This is a genomic window from Xenorhabdus sp. Sc-CR9 (assembly GCF_963897815.1).
In the GTDB taxonomy this organism is placed as follows: domain Bacteria; phylum Pseudomonadota; class Gammaproteobacteria; order Enterobacterales; family Enterobacteriaceae; genus Xenorhabdus.
Window position 1 is genome coordinate 40,215 of the sequence record NZ_CAWQTY010000200.1, and the last position, 19,092, is coordinate 59,306.

The window sequence follows — 19,092 nt, forward strand, 5'->3', positions numbered from 1 at the left end:
AAACACTTTATTTTTATAAAAATTTTATTACATCCACACTAATTAGAATGTACAGCTATTCGATCATTTCTCAAAGTCACAAAACAAATAGCAGCTGCAAATAATGTTATTCCCATCAGGGTATAAATTAGGATACTGAAAGAACCACTATAAATGCTCATTAGCTCCTGTGTTGATAAACTACTGAATAATCCTTTGGCACTCTCAAAGTTCCCTGTTGTCAGATTATTCGCCGCAGTCGAAATTACGCTTGAAGATTGTTGGGAAGCCTGTCCCAACCCCATATGCAGAAGGAAATTCAACATTGCCAATCCTCCCGCTACACATATCGCTTCACCACAAGCCCGCATGGTAGTGAAAATACCCGTCGCCATTCCCGCCCGTTCAATCGGAACGACCCGGATTGAAAGATCATCCATTAATCCCCAAGGAAAACCCGTACCAACACCAATGAGAAGCAATGGGAGCATTAACATTGTCGGTTCGGTTCCAACGGGCATATTTGCTAACCATGCCAGACCAATCGCTGCGCATAATAAGCCCATGCAAGAAAGTATCGGTGATGAAATCCAACGGGTCAGTAATGCCGCCAGAAAAGGAACAAAAAGCATTGGGGCCGATAGAGCAATCATCATCTTACCTGCCTCAATTGCGCTGTAACCCTCAATCCCAATCAGACGAATCGGAAACAATATCAGTAATACAATAAAGCAAACTGCGGTTGCCAAAGGTAAAAACTGCACTCCAACAAATTTTTTGAACCGGAAAAGGGAGATATCCAACATTGGGCGCGCATGGGTTAGCTCACAGACAATGAAAATAGCCAACATAATTACTGCGGTACTGAGCAGTAATATAACAGGGAGACTACCTATGCCACTCTGTGGAATCTGCATGATGCCAAATGTTAGCAATACCAGAAATGCCGTAAAACTCAGTAGCCCTTTAATATCAAGTTTAGCTGCATCGGGATCACGCGAGTCCCGCATATAAAGACCACCGATTATCAGTGCAACTCCACCAAATACAGCCCCCAATAGAAAAACAGAACGCCAGCCCAGAGTCTCGACTAAAACTCCTGAGATTACAGGCCCGAATGCCAATCCGGCACCGAAGGCCGTTCCCAGCAAACCAAACGCCTTGGTTCTTGCTCTTCCTTCAAATTCTTGCGCCAGAGAAGCATTTCCTCCCGCCATAGTTAAAGCTGCAAAAAACCCTTGAACACCACGCACTAGATCAAGAAAGACCACATTGTTAGCGATACTGACGACGACAGAGAATAGAGTAAAGCCTGCTATGCCGATCACAAACATCTTCTTGCGCCCATACTGATCAGCCAACGCCCCGGCCGCCATCACGGCACTACCAAAACTTAAGGCAAAAGCATTAATGACCCAGGACAACGCAATTCCGCTACCTCCCAGTTCAGCTTGGATCGCAGGTAAAGCGACGGCGGGGCCTGTATATTCCAAAGGTAAAATCAGCCCTGCCATGCAAACAGCCGCTAAGACCCAATAGCGACTCCATGATTTCTTCTCCACCATCTGCATGCCATGTTCTCCGCAATATGTCTCAGGCAACCTTTTAAAGAAATGCCTCTAGATAGTATGATTTTACTTATGTAATATCGGCAATAATATTGCTAGATACTCAAATATAAATTGCGGAAATAGCATGAATTATGATCTGACACTCTGGCATCTCTTTTTTCGTATTGTCGAGAGAGGAAGCCTGACAAAAGCAGCAAAAGACTTGCGATTAGACCCATCTGTTGCCAGTCGACGTTTGGCAGCCCTTGAACATCAGCTAAAAGTTCAATTGATTAACCGTTCAACTCGAAAACTCAGCCTAACGACGGCCGGAACTATGGCATATGAGCAGATGCGCCCCTTATTGAATGAAATGGATGGCATATTGAGTGATATTAGCAATAAATCATTAGCTGGTAAAATCAAAATAACAGCGCCAGTCAATTTGGGGGAGCGCTATGTCACGCAGTGGCTGACGCTTTTTCAGCATCAACATCCCGATATTATATTTGACTTAGTGCTTTCAGATAAATGTATGGATCTCCGGCATGAAGGGATTGATCTTGCTATACGTATCGGAAAATTACCCGCTTCTTCTTTGGTTGCCAAAAAATTGGGTGATATGGTCGGAGTATTATGCGCCAGCCCTGAATACCTGCAAAAACACGGTACTCCGGTGCATCCACAAGACCTGAGCCATCATAAGTCGATTATTTATTCGCTCTATCAAAATTCCCATCCTACCCGCCTGCTATTTCACCGCGATCATGTGACAGAACAGGTGGAGTTATCCGGCAATTTTTACCTGAATAATGCTGGAGCCATTTATCAAGCTGTCTGCCTCGGAGCGGGAATTAACGCAGGCCCTGCCTGGCTGTTCAATGAAGACATTCTCAGCGGAAAATTAGTCAGACTGTTACCTGACTGGCAATTTCCAGAATTACCTGTCCACTTGGTAAGAATAAAAAGCCACTATGTTCCTAGCAAGATATCTGCATTAATGGATTGGCTCGTGCTGTGTTGGAAAGAAATAGAGGAACAGGTATGACACTGGTTTAAGTCTTGAAGAAAATGAGTCTTGAAGGAAATTTCTGAAGTAAATGGAGTTTTGGATTTCATGAACTGGAGCGGGAAACGAGACTCGAACTCGCGACCCCAACCTTGGCAAGGTTGTGCTCTACCAACTGAGCTATTCCCGCGTCGCTGACGGCTAATCTTAGCCTGAGATATTCCGAATGTTGATTACAAAATGCTTGTTAACCGTATGAACAACAAGACAATTATTTTAGCCTACATATCAGGAATGCGCGCTATTATGAACATGTTCAGATAAGATGGCAAGCCCTTTACTTGCATCTCCGCACTAAACGCTCAAAAGATATTCTCCCCATACTGATACAAAAAGCACACACGTGCTTCCAACAGCAATCTAGAATAGACCGACATCACAAAAAACAACATTAAGTAAACAAATAGATAACATCTAATAAGATTTATGCTTGTCGTAAGTATTTTAAGGAAATAGATTAGCATCAATTTTGATTAAAAATTAGATAATTATTCTCTTCAGAGAGGGTCAAAAACATGGCTCGATATTATCAATCTAAATTTGTCACAGGCACTGAAGCTCTGGCTGACCTTCTGCTCACTCAAGCTGAGCTGGATGAACTCAACAATCTCAACACAGCAGGTTTTGTTTCAGGCTATCGAGGCTCTCCCCTGGCCCGTTTAGACCAAGTATTATGGCAACACAGTAAAGAACTTATTCGGGCCAATATTCGCTTTCAACCTGCGATCAACGAAGATCTCGCGGCAAATGCACTGGTAGGCACGCAAAAAGTAGAATCCGACCCCGACAGACAAGTTAATGGTGTCTTCGGAATGTGGTATGGCAAAGGGCCGGGGGTCGATCGTTCTGGTGATGCCCTAAGACATGGCAATGCCTATGGTTCCTCACCACACGGCGGGGTATTGGTGATTCTCGGGGATGACCACGGTTGTGTCTCCTCCTCAATGTCCCACCAGTCTGACCTCAGTTTAGTGGCGTGGAGTATGCCTATCCTGCATCCGGCATCGGTTGCTGATTACCTTGATGTCGGCTTATGGGGCTGGGCTGCATCACGCATAAGTGGTGCATGGATAGGATTTAAGGCAATCAGTGAAGTCGTAGAAAGTGGTGCGGTCAGAGAAAGCAAGCCACTCCCTGATTATAAAATTCCCCAAGTCGATCCCGGCCCTGATGGGCTACACTGGCGTTGGCCTGATCTCCCCGGCCTACAACTAGAGAAACGCTTGGCCTACAAACTTAAAGCTATTGAAGATTTTGCCAAACTTAACCCTATCGACTTCCTTCTTGCTCCCTGCGAACGCCCGCAAGCCCTATTGGTCACGGTTGGCAAAGCCCACCAAGATGTCATGGAAGTTTTGCGGGCCGGAGGCCTAACTCCTTCCGAACTGGCACAAAAAGGCATTGCTTTGCTTCATGTCCGTCTGGTTTATCCTTTATCCCCGCTTCTCATTGAGCTAGCGGCACAAACCACCGATATTTTTGTCATTGAAGAAAAAATGGCTGTCGTCGAAATGTTGCTCGCCCATCATTTGGTTAATTTACAAAAAAATGTCAGATTAATAGGTAAGTATAACCATTTTGGCCAAAAACTGTTGCCCGCAGATGTTGAATTACGCCCTTCCCGAGTAGCGGCTCCGTTGGCCGGATGGTTACAGCAGTTTAATCTATTTCTCTCCATTCCTCTGGAATGGTCGTCTGCCATCACTCCGCACGATACGTCTTTACCAAAACGCACGCCTTATTTCTGCGCAGGGTGTCCCCATAGCACTTCAACCCGCTTGCCAGAAGGAAGCCAAGCCCAAATTGGTATTGGGTGTCATGTCATGGCAGCCTGGATGGATCGTAATACGGGAAGCGGTCTCCTGCCGATGGGGGGAGAAGGTATTGACTGGATGGGGCATTCTCCTTTTGTTAACCGTTCGCATGTATTTCAGAATATAGGCGATGGCACCTATTTTCATTCCGGTCATTTAGCCATTCGCCAATCAGTAGCCGCCGGCATCCACATTACTTATAAATTACTGTTTAATGATGCCGTGGCAATGACGGGTGGGCAACCTCTGGATGGAAGTATCAGCATACCGCAAATTGTTTCCTTGATGCTTGCTGAAGGAGTGAAGGAAGTCGCAGTCGTAACAAATGAGCTTAATAAATATAAAGGAAAAAATATCTTTCCTGCCCAAGTGAAACTTTATGGGCGGGATTATCTTGAAGATGTGCAGAAACGCTTTAGAGAGATCATTGGCGTAACAGTGATTATCTATGATCAAACCTGTGCTACAGAACTGCGCCGCAAAAGAAAACGGGGTCTGGAACCAAAAGCAGTACGCCGTGCCGTCATTAACGAATTGGTTTGTGAGGGATGTGGTGACTGCCAGATACAATCGAATTGCCTTGCCGTCATTCCAGTCAAAACATCTTTAGGGACTAAGCGCGAGATAGATCAGCATATTTGCAACTCAGACTTGTCTTGTCTGAAAGGGTTTTGTCCCAGTTTTATCACTGTCGAAAATGCTAATCCACGCTCTGACCTCAGCAAAATCATTTCACAGGCAGATTTAGATAAAATTATTCCCACATTACCACTGCCGACACTCGCTAGTGCGGAAAAACCTTATGAAATTCTGCTGGTTGGTATCGGTGGTACAGGAATCGTTACCGCCGGGCATCTACTTGCAAACGCCGCTCAGTTAGATAATTGTGCCGTCAGTTTACTGAATTTTACCGGCTTTGCTCAAAAAGGAGGAGAAGCCATCACTCATGTCCGATTGAGTCGTGATGCGAATAAACTACACCAGGTCAGAATTGATCGGGGACGCGCCAATTTGGTTATTGCGGCTGATTTAGTTGCCGCAACAGGGCAGAACTCACTGGAAGTGATGTCAAGAGGTTCAACAAAATGCATACTGAATACTCATGAAACTCAAATCGGTACAATGCTTCGAGCTCCTATGTTGGATTTGGATCAGCCCAAAATGCTAAATACCCTTAACCAACACATCCAAACATTACGTTCCATTGATGCGGAGATGATGGCAACCCACCTAGTGGGAGACAGGGATCAAATAAATATCATCTTAATCGGTTATGCCTGGCAGCTAGGCAAACTCCCACTCGCGTTATCTTCTATCGACAGAGCGATTCAAGAATTGGGGCACTCAGCTAATAATGCCCGGCGGGCTTTCCATATAGGCCGCATCGCTGCGGAAAATCCAGATATCTTGTTGAATAATATTAATATTTATCCTTCAGAAAACATACCAAGTCTAGACGACCTCATTATGAACCGATATCAATTGCTGGTTGATTATCAAAATGAACGCTATGCCATGCGTTATCTCAGCCGCATAGCTCAGGTTCAAATGGTCGCCCAGCAGATTAATGCAGAAGAGATTACTAAATCCATTGCTGAAAACTTATTCAAGCTGATGGCATATAAGGATGAGTATGAAGTTGCCCGCCTCTATGTCAAAACAGGTTTTTTCGATAAGCTCCGCTCAAAATTTGATAATGTAGACAATATTCGTTTTCACCTCAGCCTTCCTCTTTTAAGCCGTAAAGATCCACGAACAGGGCAACGTGGAAAACGAGAGTATGGCTCATGGATCATTCCTTTATTCCGCTTTTTAGCCGCATGTAAACCACTTCGCGGTACTGTTTTCGATCTTTTTGGCTATCAAGAAGAGCGTAAGCAGGAAAGGAATTTACTGCTTGAATATGAACGACTGATTGATTTTCTGATTGAAAAAATGGATCGCAATAATTTGGCAATCTGTCAGCAGCTCGCGGAACTCCCCAATCAGGTGCGGGGTTTTGGTCATGTGAAGCAAAAAGCGATACAACACATGTTGGTAAGTAAAGAAGAGTTGCTGAAAGCATTATAAAAACAGACTGATAATCTATTGGTTGATAACGAAAAAAGCGCCTTTCGGCGCTTTTTCCTATGACTTGCAGACTTCAATAAAATCTACCGTCCTGAATTTGGAGCGGGAAACGAGACTCGAACTCGCGACCCCAACCTTGGCAAGGTTGTGCTCTACCAACTGAGCTATTCCCGCATCATTGATGGCTGCTACCAGCCTTAACTATCCCTATATCAGAAATTTTATTATAATCACTTTAACTCATTGATTAACAATATTTTTATATAACAGGACTTCAAGATGGGCGCTATTATGGCTTTGTTTGGTAACCATGGCAAGTACTTTGAGTACAATCAAATTCCAAACGCTCAAAATACACTCTAACTAACACAATAGATATCCTTTCTTCCCCCAATGCAGCTCCATTGTTGTACGTTATTTATACACGAAATAGCCTTGGTTACTAGTCATTGACGAAAAGGCAAAGTCATATTAATCTGTCATTCAATCATTAAATTGAATGTGTTATTTTGGTGAAGTCATCGTGTTTTATACTGCGTCTTTGTCAATCAGGAGTTTGCATAATGTCGCCAAATAATTTGCCATCCAGAAACAACGATCAATCGCAACCAACAATACCCAAAAATAGTACTCAGCGTCCGGCATTCACGATCCTGGCGATCGTTCAAACCACGTTGATCTTCACAATTGCATTGATCACCGTTCCACTTCCAAAAATCGCGATAGAATTCAATATCACACCTGCCGATTTACTTCTTGTACTCGCTGCCTACGGGCTCCCATTCAGTGGCTTGCTACTTTTTGGTGGGCGGTTGGCAGATAGATTTCAGGGCCGACGGATGTTAGCTATTGGTTTATTTATCTTCGGTATATCCTCCGTTATTGCCGGCATTGCCCCCAGTTTCAAAGTGCTTGTCGCCATGCGCTTTGCTCAAGGAGTGGGTGGTGCCCTGATAGCACCAGCAGCAATGGCAGTACTGCGGGCGTTGTTCCCAGAACCCAGAGCTTTTGGCCGGGCAATGGCGACGTGGGGTGGCGTTTCTGTTCTCGGTGCCGTCTCAGGATTTATTCTTTCAGGGGTAGTAACAACCTGGATTTCCTGGCGATGGATGTTTGCTGTTCCGGTTATCGTTTCAATCATTGGCTTAATAAGCATTCGCATACTTCCAGCCGGCATTGATGAGTCTCAACAACATCGGCCTAAACTGGATCTGATTGGTGCGATACTTGCCACATTCGGCATTTCCTTAAGTAGCTATGGACTGATATTAACAGGCGATCACCCATGGACATCATCAGTCGTGCTGACCCCTCTGCTGACTGGTATTGGCTTATTAATTGCCTTTGCTTTGATCGAACGTCTTGTCCGTGACCCGCTTCTTCCACCGGGATTTGTTTTTGAACGATACCGTCTCACCGGGTTGTTTGGCATGTTCCTTGCTGCCGTTGGATCGGGTGTTATCAACTTTATTTTATCACTCTATCTCCAGCAAGAGTTGGGATGGACACCATTGATGACCGCCACCGCATTCCTGCCGTTCGCAATCGCACTCATCGCGACAGGAAAAATGGCAGCGCCTCTGGTTGGTCGCATCGGAGCAGCACGAATGACGAGTGCTGGTCTACTAATCTCTGCGCTCGGTTTTGGATTGTTGGTTGGTATTGATAGAAATACGACTTATATTGCTGGATTACTGCCAAGTCTAATTTTGGTAGCAATCGGTATGTCACTTGCTTTTGCAGGCGCTGCCGTACTTTCTACAATGAATGTGCCACAGCATCAGGCAGGACTTGCCGGCGGGGTCATGAATACAGCCATGGAACTCGGCCCAACCGTTGGTCTTTCAGCATTAATGGCTGTGGCCGCAACACAAATAGATACCGTTGATGGCTACATATGGGCATTCGGAACTGCTGCTGCGGCTTATGCTATTGCAGCGTTGATAGCGCTTTTGCTTACAAGACGAAGTTCTGTCGTATTAGGCAAACCTCGCCATGAATAAAGTTCAAGACGATATTCATACTCACGGCCTCTGAATTTATGGTCGTGGGTATGATGCCATCGTTGATGGAGGTGTTTGGCGTCACTGTTGCAGATATTGGCTATTTGATCTCACGTGATAACACCTTCTTGAAATCATTGCGTAAATAAAAAAATTCCGCACTTTAAGCTAATTCAGTACTGGCTGCCCCAAAACGGTTTCATCATATTAAAAAATTTACTCTTAAATTTGTTCTCTATCCTGATGAACTGGAGAATGTCCCCTTCCTCCCTCATTAATTATAAAATTCAATTTATTTATTGAATTATAAAACTGTATAACACCCACTACATTACCAATCATAAAACAATAATAAAACAGAAAAAAACAACAATAAACACTTTAAATTCAATGAAATAAAATTAAACAATTCACGTACCACATAGATGAAAACATCAAGTTGACAGACTCAAACATGCCCACATATTATTCAATCAAAATTTTGAATATTTATATGTTAAAGGTAAAAAAAACAGTTCTAGAGAATCGTACTTGAGAATGCCTTGTTGCCATTGCTACGCAGAGAATGTGTACAAATGGCTGTTTCAAAACCCGCGACGGGAATTTATAAGGAGCAATATCATGAAATACGATGTAATTGTTGTAGGCTCAGGTGCAATCTCCAGTTCGATTTCCTATGAACTCGCCAGCAGAAAGTATTCAGTCTGCCGCGTCGGTAGTCTGGATAGAAGTAATGCCGCTTCCAATGCGGCAGGGGCCATGAATGGCTGTTTTGGTGAAGTCACGACAGGTCTAATAGCAAGCCAGCATGGAAAGCTGAAAGTCAGTATGGATTTCAACGCCAAAAAACGATGGCCACAATGGGCTAAAAGACTCGCAGACTCATCCGGCAATCATCAATCACTTTTTACTGCACAAGGAACACATGTCATTCTTAATACTGCCGGAACAGACGAAATAGATACTGATAATTTTCATGCAATCGAAGATGTTCTGACCACTTATAACGAACCTTATGAAACGGTTGCCCCTAAACAAATTACTTGGTTAAAACCCAACGAACTTGTTCGGCCGTTAATGAGTCTTTACATCCCCGATGAACACGCCGTAAATTCCCATCTGCTGCTCGATGTGCTGGATTCTGCTTTTGTAGCCGAAGGGGGAACTATCATCGCAAAAAATGCCAAGCGTGTTCTATCAAAAGATAAAATTATTACTGGCGTTGAACTTGAGGATGGCGAAACGATTTTGGCCGATAAAGTCGTTATAGCGGCAGGTGTGCACTCACTCGATATCCTTGCTGATATGCCAGACATCACAAAACGAATTCCACCGCTATTTTCAGGCAACGGCATTTCCATATTACTTAAACTTCCAGAAGGCATGGAATTGCCATCATCCGTCATTCGGACACCTAATCGTGCGTTCGCATGTGGTTTGCATTGCGTACCAAGAAATGACGGTATTTTATATATCGGCGCAACCAATATCTTAAAAAATAATCCCCGGACTCAAGCAGCCGTATCAGATGTACAGTTCCTGCTTGAGTGTGCGGTTGAACAGCTCCATACAGATTTGTACTATTCTGAGATAGTCTCAATCCAAGTAGGCAATAGACCAATATCGGCAGATGGTTTTCCGCTTATTGGAGAATGTGGAATAGATGGACTCTGGCTTGTGACCGGCACTTATCGGGATGGGCTGCACCAATCCCCCTTACTGGCTGACTATATCGCCAATGCAATATATGGGGAAAGCAATGCGGATATCGATCTCAGTGATTTTACCCCTATACGGGCACCATTAGCCGGCCTTTCCCGAGACGTGGTAGCAAAAGAAACTACGTCGCAGATGCTGGGCATGGGTTATGAATGCCTTTGGGATATCAAACCGAATTGGGAACCGGTGATTCAGGAAGGGCTGTTACACCGTTATGAGAGTTTGGTGAATTCTCTCCACCCCCACTTTACACCACCTCCGGAGGTTATCGCTTTCTCTCACTACGATGACAAGATTAAAAAACGCTTGCTAGAGTACTATGACGTTTGGTCATAAATAATAAGCAATGCCTATTTAGATGCATTAAATAGCATAACCGGAGGTAGCGTGCGTAATTTACCATGCACGCTATCTTTTCCTCGAATCGATATGCATTCACAGTTATTTCAGGGAATTTGCTTAAGGCTTTGGTGACTGTGGCTAAGGAAGAGATAAAATCATAAATCGAGATAAGATTTGGAGCGGGAAACGAGACTCGAACTCGCGACCCCAACCTTGGCAAGGTTGTGCTCTACCAACTGAGCTATTCCCGCTTAAATTTTGGTGTGCTGTACTTTAGAAATTTTCTCCGGTACGGGGAGCGCATTATACGAGGAATTATTCTTCTGGCAAGCCCTAAAACACAAAAAATCATTTTTTCTCTCTGGATGATGATTAAATCAGCAAATTATCAGCTTAATCATCAACACAGAGACGACTTAGATACGAATTTGTACCACGCCCGACCTTTTATTTCTGGATAAAATGCTCTCGGTAATACACTAACTCAGCAATAGACTCCCGAATGTCATCCAATGCCTGATGGGTGTTTTTCTTACTGAAACCAGATAGCATCTCAGGCTTCCAGCGACGACCCAATTCTTTAAGCGTACTGACATCCAAGTAGCGATAGTGAAAATATTTTTCCAATTCAGGCATATAACGGAACAAGAAACGACGATCCTGCCCCACACTATTGCCACAAATCGGAGATTTTCCTGCCGGCACCCATTGTTCCAGAAAAGCAATGGTGGCTTTTTCTGCTTGCTCATCACCACACTGGCTCTGCTTTACTCGTTCCACCAACCCACTGGCTGTGTGTGTCCGTACGTTCCAGTCATCCATCAATGCCAGTTGCTCATCGGACTGGTGTACCGCGATAACAGGGCCTTCCGCGAGGATATTCAATTCCGGGTCGGTAACAATGGTCGCAATTTCAATTATGCGATCACGCTCTGGATCTAGCCCAGTCATCTCTAAATCTATCCAGATAAGATTGTTCTCACTTTTTGACATGATATATCCTAGTTTCCTTCAAAACAGGTAGTCTGTATCCGTGATGTATCATAACGTTTTTGATCACTCACAGCGATAATCAGCAAGATAGATGAAATAAGTGAGGTTCGGTGGCTAAAAATAAACTCTCCAAAGGGCAGCAACGCCGTGTACAAGCCAACCATCAGCGTAGGCTGAACAAGGCTGAGACCAATAAACCAGAAATGGATGACAGCCAGTTTGGTGAGCCGCAGGAAGGCCTGGTAATCAGCCGATTTGGGCAACATGCCGATATCGAAGCCGATGATGCTTCCATACAGCGTTGCAATATCAGAAGAACAATCCGTTCATTAGTCACAGGCGATCGCGTTGTATGGCGCCCTGTGCTACAACTCCAATCTGATGTCAAAGTTAATGGGATAGTCGAAGCAGTTCATGAACGTACCTCTGTTCTTACACGCCCCGATTACTACGATGGCATCAAACCCATTGCGTCAAATATCAACCAAATCGTGATTGTTTCCGCTATCTTGCCGGAACTCTCCCTGAATATTATCGATCGTTATTTAGTTGCTTGTGAAACACTCAATATCGAGCCTTTGATCGTCCTCAACAAAATTGATTTACTGGATGCAGAAAGCCGTGACTGGGTTAACAGCGTCATGGATATTTACCGTCATATCGGCTATCGCGTATTGGAAGTTTCGAGCTATACCGGAGAAGGTATCCCTGAACTCATCTCACTGCTGGCTGATAAAATCAGTATCTTTGCGGGGCAATCAGGTGTTGGGAAATCAAGCCTGCTCAATACATTATTGCCGGATAATGCAGAAAATATTCTGGTCAATGAAGTCTCGGACAATTCGGGTCTCGGTCAGCATACCACCACCACCGCACGTCTTTACCATTTCCCTCTGGGCGGAGATGTGATTGATTCTCCAGGTGTTCGTGAATTTGGTTTATGGCATTTAACGCCAGAACAAGTTACACAAGGCTTTATTGAGTTCCATCAATATCTTGGCAGATGTAAATTCCGCGATTGCAAGCATCAAGATGATCCAGGCTGCGCCTTGAGAGAAGCATTGGATCGAGGTGATATTGCAGAAGAACGTTTCGAGAATTATCAGCGGATCTTAGAAAGTATGGCACAGGTTAAACCACGCCGAAATTTCACAGACAGTCAGAAATAAGACAATAATTAACGATACACTGACATTAAAAACAATGGCAGGTACAATGGTAGACTTTTGTCCAATTTGCCAAGAAAAAATCCAAGAGGTTGACGTGCTGGATAATATTAAAATCAGGTTACAATATTTACTGCCAAAACAATGCATTACACATTTAGCGGGCTGGTTTGCCAATAAAAAGGCGGGCTGGATGACACAGCTCGTCATCAAGGCTTTTGCCAAAGCCTATAAAGTAGACATGAATGAAGCAAAAGATCCTTCATTCACCGCTTACTCAACATTCAATGAGTTCTTTGTCCGTCCTTTAAAAGAGGACATACGCCCTATCGTCAATGAGACCACTCAATTGGCTCTGCCAGCAGACGGAACCGTCAGCCAGCTTGGGGCTGTCCGTGAAGATCAAATTATTCAGGCCAAGGGCCACTATTACACTGTAGAAGCACTGCTGGCAGGGCAGTATCAACTGGCAGAGCAGTTCCGCAACGGTCAGTTCATCACGACTTACTTATCACCAAAAGATTATCACCGTGTCCATATGCCATGCGATGGTGTGCTAAAAGAGATGATCTATGTCCCGGGCGATCTGTTCTCAGTCAATCCATTGACAGCAGCAAATGTTCCAAATTTGTTTGCACGTAATGAGCGTGTCATCTGTTTATTTGATACAGAATTTGGACCGATGGTGCAAATTCTGGTTGGTGCGACAATTGTCGGCAGTATAGAAACCGTCTGGAGTGGTTGTGTCACACCACCGCGTGAGGGCATTATCAAACGCTGGACTTACCCAACAGAGGGTCAGGAAGGTGCTGTTTCCCTGAAAAAAGGAGAGGAAATGGGGCGTTTCAAACTCGGTTCAACTGTCATCAACCTGTTTGCCTCCGATCAGATTCATTTTGCCAATAATTTATACAGTGGTTCACAAACCCGCATGGGAGGCTTAATGGCTCAGGCAGTGGCAACAGAAGAACCTACTGTGAATACAGAGAATCAGTGAATTAAAGATATCGTCAGCGAATTTTAAAGCCAAGGAGCCCCTTATTGTGCACCTGATTATCAGTTTACTTCTCAGCTTGCTGATTGCAAATCCAGCTTTTGCCGCTATAACACAGTTGGATGATACCCAACTGAAAAAAGAGCTGAAGCAGGTTGAAGGCAATAAGAATTCTCATGATTCTGAAATCGCGCAATCACTTCAAGGGGCTATAAATTGGGTTAATGATACAAAATCTGCCAACGAGCGTACTCAGGAATATCAACAGTCGATTGATAATTTTCCTTCTATCATCAAAGAGCTTCGCCAGAAAATTATTGCTGAAAGTGATACTGTTCCCCCTATTCCTGCCAATCAATCTATCAGTAATCTGGAACAACAGATTATTCAGACCAGTAGCGAATTGTTGGAACACGGACGCCAATTACAGCAAGAACAAGACAAGATCCGGGATATCAGTGATTCCATTAATCAGTTGCCTCAACAACAAGTTGAGGCAAAACGTCTGCTGACCGAGGCGATTTCCCGTCTCCAATCTTTGGGTTCTCCTTCTACTCCATTGGCGGAAGCACAATTGACTCTGGCTCAGGCAGAGATCAATGCCCGTAAGGCAGCAACCAATGAACTGGAAATAGCCCAGCTTTCTGCCAATAATCGACAAGAAATTGCCCGTGTTCGCGCTGACTTATTCAAAAAACGCTACCAACGACTGGATCTTAAACTCCAGCAACTGCGCAGTCAGTTAAATAGCCAACGCCAGCAGAAAGCAGAATCAGCACTTGAACATACCGAAATGTTGGCGGAACAAAGTGGCGGGCAACTCCCTCAGTTTTTGCAAGATAAACTTCAGCAAAACCGCCAGCTCTCACAAATGCTCAACCAGCAAACTCAAAGTATGGATGCCATTAGCTCACAGCAACGCAAAGCCGCCAGTGATATTCTGACTGTTCGCCAGACGCTTAATACCATCCGCGAGCAGGCACAATGGCTGAGTGATTCCACCGCACTAGGAGAAGTATTAAGAGCCCAAGTCACCCGTGTTCCTGATATGCCGAAATCCCAGCAACTTGACAGAAGTATTGTCGAATTGCGAGTCGAAAGGCTGAAACATGAAGAAATGCTGGAACATTTACAACGGGATACCAACCAAAATTCACCAACGTACAGCTCACTGACACCGGCACAAAAGCAAGTCTATGACTCACTTATCCGTACAAGAAAAGAGCTGTTAAGTTCCCTGCTTTCAGGATATGACAACGAAATACTGGAGCTAACAAAGCTCAAAGTCTCCACCAGCCAGTTAAATGATGCCCTAAAAGAAGTACAGGATGCGACCCACCGTTATCTGTTCTGGGTTGCAGATGTCAATCCCATTTCACTGAAATACCCGTTGCAGGTAGTACAAGATCTGACACGCCTGCTATCCCTGGATACATTTTCGCAACTGGGTGGCGCAATCCACAGTATGCTGACCACACAGGATACCCTGCTCTATTTGGTGGGTACTTTACTGCTGGTGATTTTCAGTATTAGCTCACATCGCCAATACCATGCCTTTCTTGAGCGCTCCAGCAACCGTATCGGCAAAGTAACACAAGACCATTTCACCCTGACCTTACGTACCGTTTTTTGGTCTATCGTCGCGGCATTACCACTGCCAATGCTCTGGTCAGCCATTGGTTATGGCCTGCAAAATGCTTGGCAGTATCCGATGGCTAATGCAATCGGCAATGGTGTACGTGAAACAACGCCGGTCCTGTGGGTCTTTATGCTGAGTGCAGCGTTTGCCCATCCCAATGGCTTATTTATCGCCCATTTTCGGTGGCCGGAAGAACGCATAAAACGGGCAATGCGTTTTTATCGTCTTTCCATTTTCCTGATCGTGCCTCTCATGATGGCACTGATCACCTTTAATCATTACAGCGACCGGGAATTTACCACAACCCTCGGCAGACTCTGTTTCATCATGCTCTGTATTTCCCTGAGTCTGGTCACCAGCAGCCTAAAACGCGCCGGTATCCCGCTTTATATGGATAAACATGGTTCAGGCGAAAATATCGTTAGCTCCGTTTTATGGTGGATACTGCTTTCTGCCCCAATATTGGCGGCACTTGCTGCGATCCTCGGCTATCTGCAAACCTCACAAGCTCTGCTGGGACGTTTGGAAACATCTGTCGCCATTTGGTTCTTCTTATTAGTCATTTACCACATTATTCGTCGATGGATGCTGATCCAAAGGCGTAAAATTGCCTTTGAACGTGCCAAACAGCGCCGCGCTGAGATATTGGCCCAACGTGCTAAAAGTGAAGAAGACTCAGCCAATATCAATAGCAGCGTAGAAGGCTCAATCGAAGTTGAAGAACCCGTCATCAATTTAGATGCAATCAGTGCCCAGTCGTTGGGATTGGTTCGTTCGATCCTGACGATGATTGCCCTCGTTTCACTTATTCTATTGTGGTCTGAATTGCATTCCGCCTTCTCTTTTCTTGAGAATATTCGGCTTTGGGACGTTAGCACAACCATCAACGGTGTCGATAGTGTCCAGCCAATTACTATGGGTTCAGTGTTAATTGCGATCTTAGTTATCATCATTACTACGCAGCTTGTCCGTAATCTTCCCGCACTATTAGAACTCGCTCTCTTACAGCATTTGGAGCTGGCACCGGGTACGGGTTATGCCATTACGACACTGACTAAATACAGTATCACTCTCGTTGGTGGTCTGGTTGGTTTCTCGCTGGTAGGCATTGAGTGGTCGAAACTCCAGTGGCTGATCGCAGCAATGGGGGTCGGGCTTGGTTTTGGTTTACAAGAGATCTTCGCCAACATCATTTCCGGCCTGATCATCTTATTTGAAAAACCGATCCGGATTGGTGATACCGTGACTATCCGGGGTCTCACAGGCAGCATCACGAAGATTAATACACGGGCAACTACTCTGTCTGACTGGGACAGAAAAGAAATTATCGTTCCCAACAGGGCATTCATTACAGAACAATTTATTAACTGGTCACTGTCTGACACGGTCACTCGTATCGTCCTGACCATTCCTGTTCCGGTAGATATTGAATCAGCAAATGCCACTGATATATTGATGGCCGCAGCCAAAAGCTCACCGCTGATTCTGGATAATCCGATGCCGGAGGTTTATTTAGTGGATCTACAGCAAGGCATTCAAGTTTATGAATTGCGCGCTTACGCCGCAGAAATGGGGCATCGTATGCCTGCACGCCATGAAGTGCATCAACACATTTTGCAGGAATTCCACAAACACGATATTACTTTGCCATTCCCACCATTTCAGGCGCGTGTCGATATTTTTGGGCAAGAAATCCGCAGTTCTACAAGCAACATTTCGGGCCGCAATCCCCCACGTAAGCCAGGAGAACTATAAAATGACGCTAGATGTTGATGACATTTTAGTTGCTATTTGAAATAATTTACAATATTAATGAAGTTGTTAATAACAACTTTAGGTAATAGATGATGAAATCACCTCTACTGGTTCTGCTTGCTTTTTCTTTAATTTCTTGTGCTTCAAATGATCAGCCAGGCTATCCCATAGTGATAAGTGATAGTGCCAAAGAAAAAATCAATAATATTATTAATAGTGAAATAAAACCGAATAAAAATCTTACTCAGGGTGAATTGATTGATCGTGTATCAGCTTCATTTTTAGGGACTCCCTATCTTGCTAATACGTTAATAGGAAGTCCTGATCAGCAAGAAGCACTCGTTGTTAATTTCGATGCCGTTGATTGTTTCACATATCTTGATTATGTCGTCGCTCTGACAAAATCAGCAAATGAAACCTCTTTTCTTAATTCATTGGTCAATACGCGCTATAAGAATTCGGATGTCAGCTATTATAAGCGAAAACATTTTTTCACAGATTGGTATGCGGTATCCCCACGAAATGCAATTGATGTTACGTCAACGCTCAGTCCTGATGCTATTACAGTAGAAAAACTGTTAAATCAAAAATCAGATGGTAGTGAATATATCAAAGGATTAGGGGTCACTCCTCGTATGGTAACGTATATTCCGGGGGAAGCAATAAACCAAAAGGTTCTTGATAATATGCAAGATGGAGATTTTGCAGGTGTTTATTCTCCAATAAATGGATTAGATGTTTCTCATACGGGTATTGTTATTAAAAAAGATAATCAAGTTTTGTATCGTAATGCTTCATCTTTGTCTAAAAATAACAAAGTCGTAGATACACCTTTTATTAAATATATGAGTTCTAAACCAGGCGTTATTATTTTACGCGCAACGAAATAGCTAAATAAGGGCTTTGATGAAGCCCTTTACTGATATTTTATCCTGTTATTTTTGCAGACTAGCTCTAAATTCGGTCATGTATTAAATAGTTAGTTGCTATGATATGCCTCCGGCTTTTTAAGGGTGAAACATGGCCAAAGTTGACGTCTGTTGCCGTTATTGTCACAAATAAAAGAAACAGCATCCTGTCGGATACTGTTTTCAATCGATTATTCCCTTAATTTTTCAAGCTATTGCGTTGTATTCTCACTGATGCTGAAATTTATTGGGTAAATTCAATTTATCAACATCAAACTTGGTACATTTTCCGCAGATAACGAGAAACTGCATCATCAGCATTGGAACCAATAACTTCCATATCCGGTAAAATATCTTTCAGCCGCTGATGAGCGCCCTGCATAATGCACCCCTTGCCTGCCACACTTAGCATTTCTTTATCATTCATACCATCACCAAAAGCAATGCAGTCGGTTAATTGATACCCGAGAGATAGACAAACCTGTTCCAGAGCATGGCCTTTGGAAACACTACCCGCCATGACTTCCAGGCAATTTCTCAGTGAAAAACTGACATTTACCCTTTCCCCCCAACGTGCTTTGATTCTCTCTTCCAAGTCCACTAAATAATCATGGTCGTCACTGGTGTAATAAACCTTGCATACACCATCTGTCGTGAAGTTATCACGTTGGAACAGTTGGTAATGGAAAACTGATTCCTGAAAAAACTCTTCTTGCTCAGGCTCTTCACGATTCATCAGCCAATCATCATTGTTAAAGTAGTTAGTCAGAACATCAGGATTATCAAATTCCAATAGGCATAAATCATGAGCTATCTCAGGATCTAAATTGTGGCTGAATACTAGTTCATCCTGAGTATTATGAACCCTTGCTCCATTGGAGGTGATCATATAAGCATCAATACCCACCCCATCCCGGATTTGCCCCACATCAACATGATGGCGCCCTGTCGCAAAAATAAAATGAACCCCTTGTTTTGTCAGCAAGTTCAGCGTTTCCTTGGTATATGGCGTTAATTTATGGTCGGGAGACAACAAAGTGCCATCTAAATCTGAAGCAACAACATGATACATAGTTATAGTTCCTAAACTA

General features: G+C 43.9%; 11 protein-coding genes and 3 tRNA genes. 8 read left to right on the forward strand and 6 right to left on the reverse strand.

From position 1 onward, the window contains the following. Positions 1 to 38 precede the first annotated feature (38 nt). On the reverse strand, positions 39 to 1,550 hold the full coding sequence (locus AACQ81_RS15000) for an MFS transporter (RefSeq protein WP_237385585.1): 1,512 nt from the start codon (positions 1,548 to 1,550) through the stop codon (positions 39 to 41). A gap of 124 nt (positions 1,551 to 1,674) precedes the next feature. On the opposite strand from AACQ81_RS15000, the gene AACQ81_RS15005 reads away from it, so the two are divergent. After that, on the forward strand, positions 1,675 to 2,577 hold the full coding sequence (locus AACQ81_RS15005; RefSeq protein WP_237385586.1) for a LysR family transcriptional regulator: 903 nt from the start codon (positions 1,675 to 1,677) through the stop codon (positions 2,575 to 2,577). 75 nt (positions 2,578 to 2,652) lie between these two features. On the opposite strand, the gene AACQ81_RS15010 is transcribed toward AACQ81_RS15005, so the two are convergent. Beyond that, positions 2,653 to 2,728 (reverse strand) — tRNA-Gly (locus tag AACQ81_RS15010). Positions 2,729 to 3,113: 385 nt separating this feature from the next. On the opposite strand from AACQ81_RS15010, the gene AACQ81_RS15015 reads away from it, so the two are divergent. Continuing rightward, the gene (locus tag AACQ81_RS15015) at positions 3,114 to 6,482 is read left to right on the forward strand and encodes an indolepyruvate ferredoxin oxidoreductase family protein (RefSeq protein WP_237385587.1); all 3,369 of its coding nucleotides are present in this window, start codon (positions 3,114 to 3,116) and stop codon (positions 6,480 to 6,482) included. A 98-nt stretch (positions 6,483 to 6,580) separates the two neighbouring features. Here the strand turns inward: AACQ81_RS15015 and AACQ81_RS15020 are convergent. Continuing rightward, a tRNA-Gly gene (locus tag AACQ81_RS15020) sits at positions 6,581 to 6,656 on the reverse strand. Between the two features lie 389 nt (positions 6,657 to 7,045). Between AACQ81_RS15020 and AACQ81_RS15025 the strand changes: the two genes are divergently transcribed. Next, the gene (locus AACQ81_RS15025; RefSeq protein ID WP_237385588.1) at positions 7,046 to 8,485 is read left to right on the forward strand and encodes an MFS transporter; all 1,440 of its coding nucleotides are present in this window, start codon (positions 7,046 to 7,048) and stop codon (positions 8,483 to 8,485) included. Between the two features lie 621 nt (positions 8,486 to 9,106). Beyond that, positions 9,107 to 10,540 carry an NAD(P)/FAD-dependent oxidoreductase gene (locus AACQ81_RS15030; RefSeq protein WP_237385589.1) on the forward strand — a complete coding sequence of 478 codons (1,434 nt, stop codon included), beginning with the start codon at positions 9,107 to 9,109 and terminating at the stop codon, positions 10,538 to 10,540. A gap of 181 nt (positions 10,541 to 10,721) precedes the next feature. On the opposite strand, the gene AACQ81_RS15035 is transcribed toward AACQ81_RS15030, so the two are convergent. Further along, a tRNA-Gly gene (locus tag AACQ81_RS15035) sits at positions 10,722 to 10,797 on the reverse strand. Positions 10,798 to 10,993: 196 nt separating this feature from the next. Then, positions 10,994 to 11,539: an oligoribonuclease gene (gene orn / locus AACQ81_RS15040; RefSeq protein WP_092549674.1), complete on the reverse strand. Its 546-nt coding sequence runs from the start codon at positions 11,537 to 11,539 to the stop codon at positions 10,994 to 10,996. Between the two features lie 110 nt (positions 11,540 to 11,649). Between orn and rsgA the strand changes: the two genes are divergently transcribed. The 4 genes from rsgA (at position 11,650) to AACQ81_RS15060 (ending at position 17,983) form a co-directional block, all read left to right on the forward strand. Further along, positions 11,650 to 12,708: a small ribosomal subunit biogenesis GTPase RsgA gene (gene rsgA / locus AACQ81_RS15045; protein ID WP_237385590.1), complete on the forward strand. Its 1,059-nt coding sequence runs from the start codon at positions 11,650 to 11,652 to the stop codon at positions 12,706 to 12,708. A gap of 94 nt (positions 12,709 to 12,802) precedes the next feature. Further along, positions 12,803 to 13,702: an archaetidylserine decarboxylase gene (gene asd, locus AACQ81_RS15050; protein WP_237385591.1), complete on the forward strand. Its 900-nt coding sequence runs from the start codon at positions 12,803 to 12,805 to the stop codon at positions 13,700 to 13,702. Between the two features lie 46 nt (positions 13,703 to 13,748). Further along, positions 13,749 to 17,093, forward strand: coding sequence for a miniconductance mechanosensitive channel MscM (gene mscM / locus AACQ81_RS15055; protein ID WP_237385592.1), 3,345 nt, complete (start codon positions 13,749 to 13,751; stop codon positions 17,091 to 17,093). An 89-nt stretch (positions 17,094 to 17,182) separates the two neighbouring features. Beyond that, positions 17,183 to 17,983: a DUF1460 domain-containing protein gene (locus AACQ81_RS15060; protein WP_443089514.1), complete on the forward strand. Its 801-nt coding sequence runs from the start codon at positions 17,183 to 17,185 to the stop codon at positions 17,981 to 17,983. A gap of 289 nt (positions 17,984 to 18,272) precedes the next feature. Here AACQ81_RS15060 and yigL read toward each other — a convergent pair whose 3' ends face one another. Further along, positions 18,273 to 19,073: a sugar/pyridoxal phosphate phosphatase YigL gene (gene yigL / locus AACQ81_RS15065; RefSeq protein ID WP_237385594.1), complete on the reverse strand. Its 801-nt coding sequence runs from the start codon at positions 19,071 to 19,073 to the stop codon at positions 18,273 to 18,275. Positions 19,074 to 19,092: the final 19 nt, after the last annotated feature.

What these genes read in the sequence shown, in the direction of transcription:
- AACQ81_RS15000 (WP_237385585.1), bottom strand. Translation starts at nt 1,550, where the DNA reads ATGCAGATGGTGGAGAAGAAATCATGGAGTCGCTATTGGGTCTTAGCG.
- AACQ81_RS15005 (WP_237385586.1), top strand. Translation starts at nt 1,675, where the DNA reads ATGAATTATGATCTGACACTCTGGCATCTCTTTTTTCGTATTGTCGAG.
- AACQ81_RS15015 (WP_237385587.1), top strand. Translation starts at nt 3,114, where the DNA reads ATGGCTCGATATTATCAATCTAAATTTGTCACAGGCACTGAAGCTCTG.
- AACQ81_RS15025 (WP_237385588.1), top strand. Translation starts at nt 7,046, where the DNA reads ATGTCGCCAAATAATTTGCCATCCAGAAACAACGATCAATCGCAACCA.
- AACQ81_RS15030 (WP_237385589.1), top strand. Translation starts at nt 9,107, where the DNA reads ATGAAATACGATGTAATTGTTGTAGGCTCAGGTGCAATCTCCAGTTCG.
- orn (WP_092549674.1), bottom strand. Translation starts at nt 11,539, where the DNA reads ATGTCAAAAAGTGAGAACAATCTTATCTGGATAGATTTAGAGATGACT.
- AACQ81_RS15060 (WP_443089514.1), top strand. Translation starts at nt 17,183, where the DNA reads ATGATGAAATCACCTCTACTGGTTCTGCTTGCTTTTTCTTTAATTTCT.
- yigL (WP_237385594.1), bottom strand. Translation starts at nt 19,073, where the DNA reads ATGTATCATGTTGTTGCTTCAGATTTAGATGGCACTTTGTTGTCTCCC.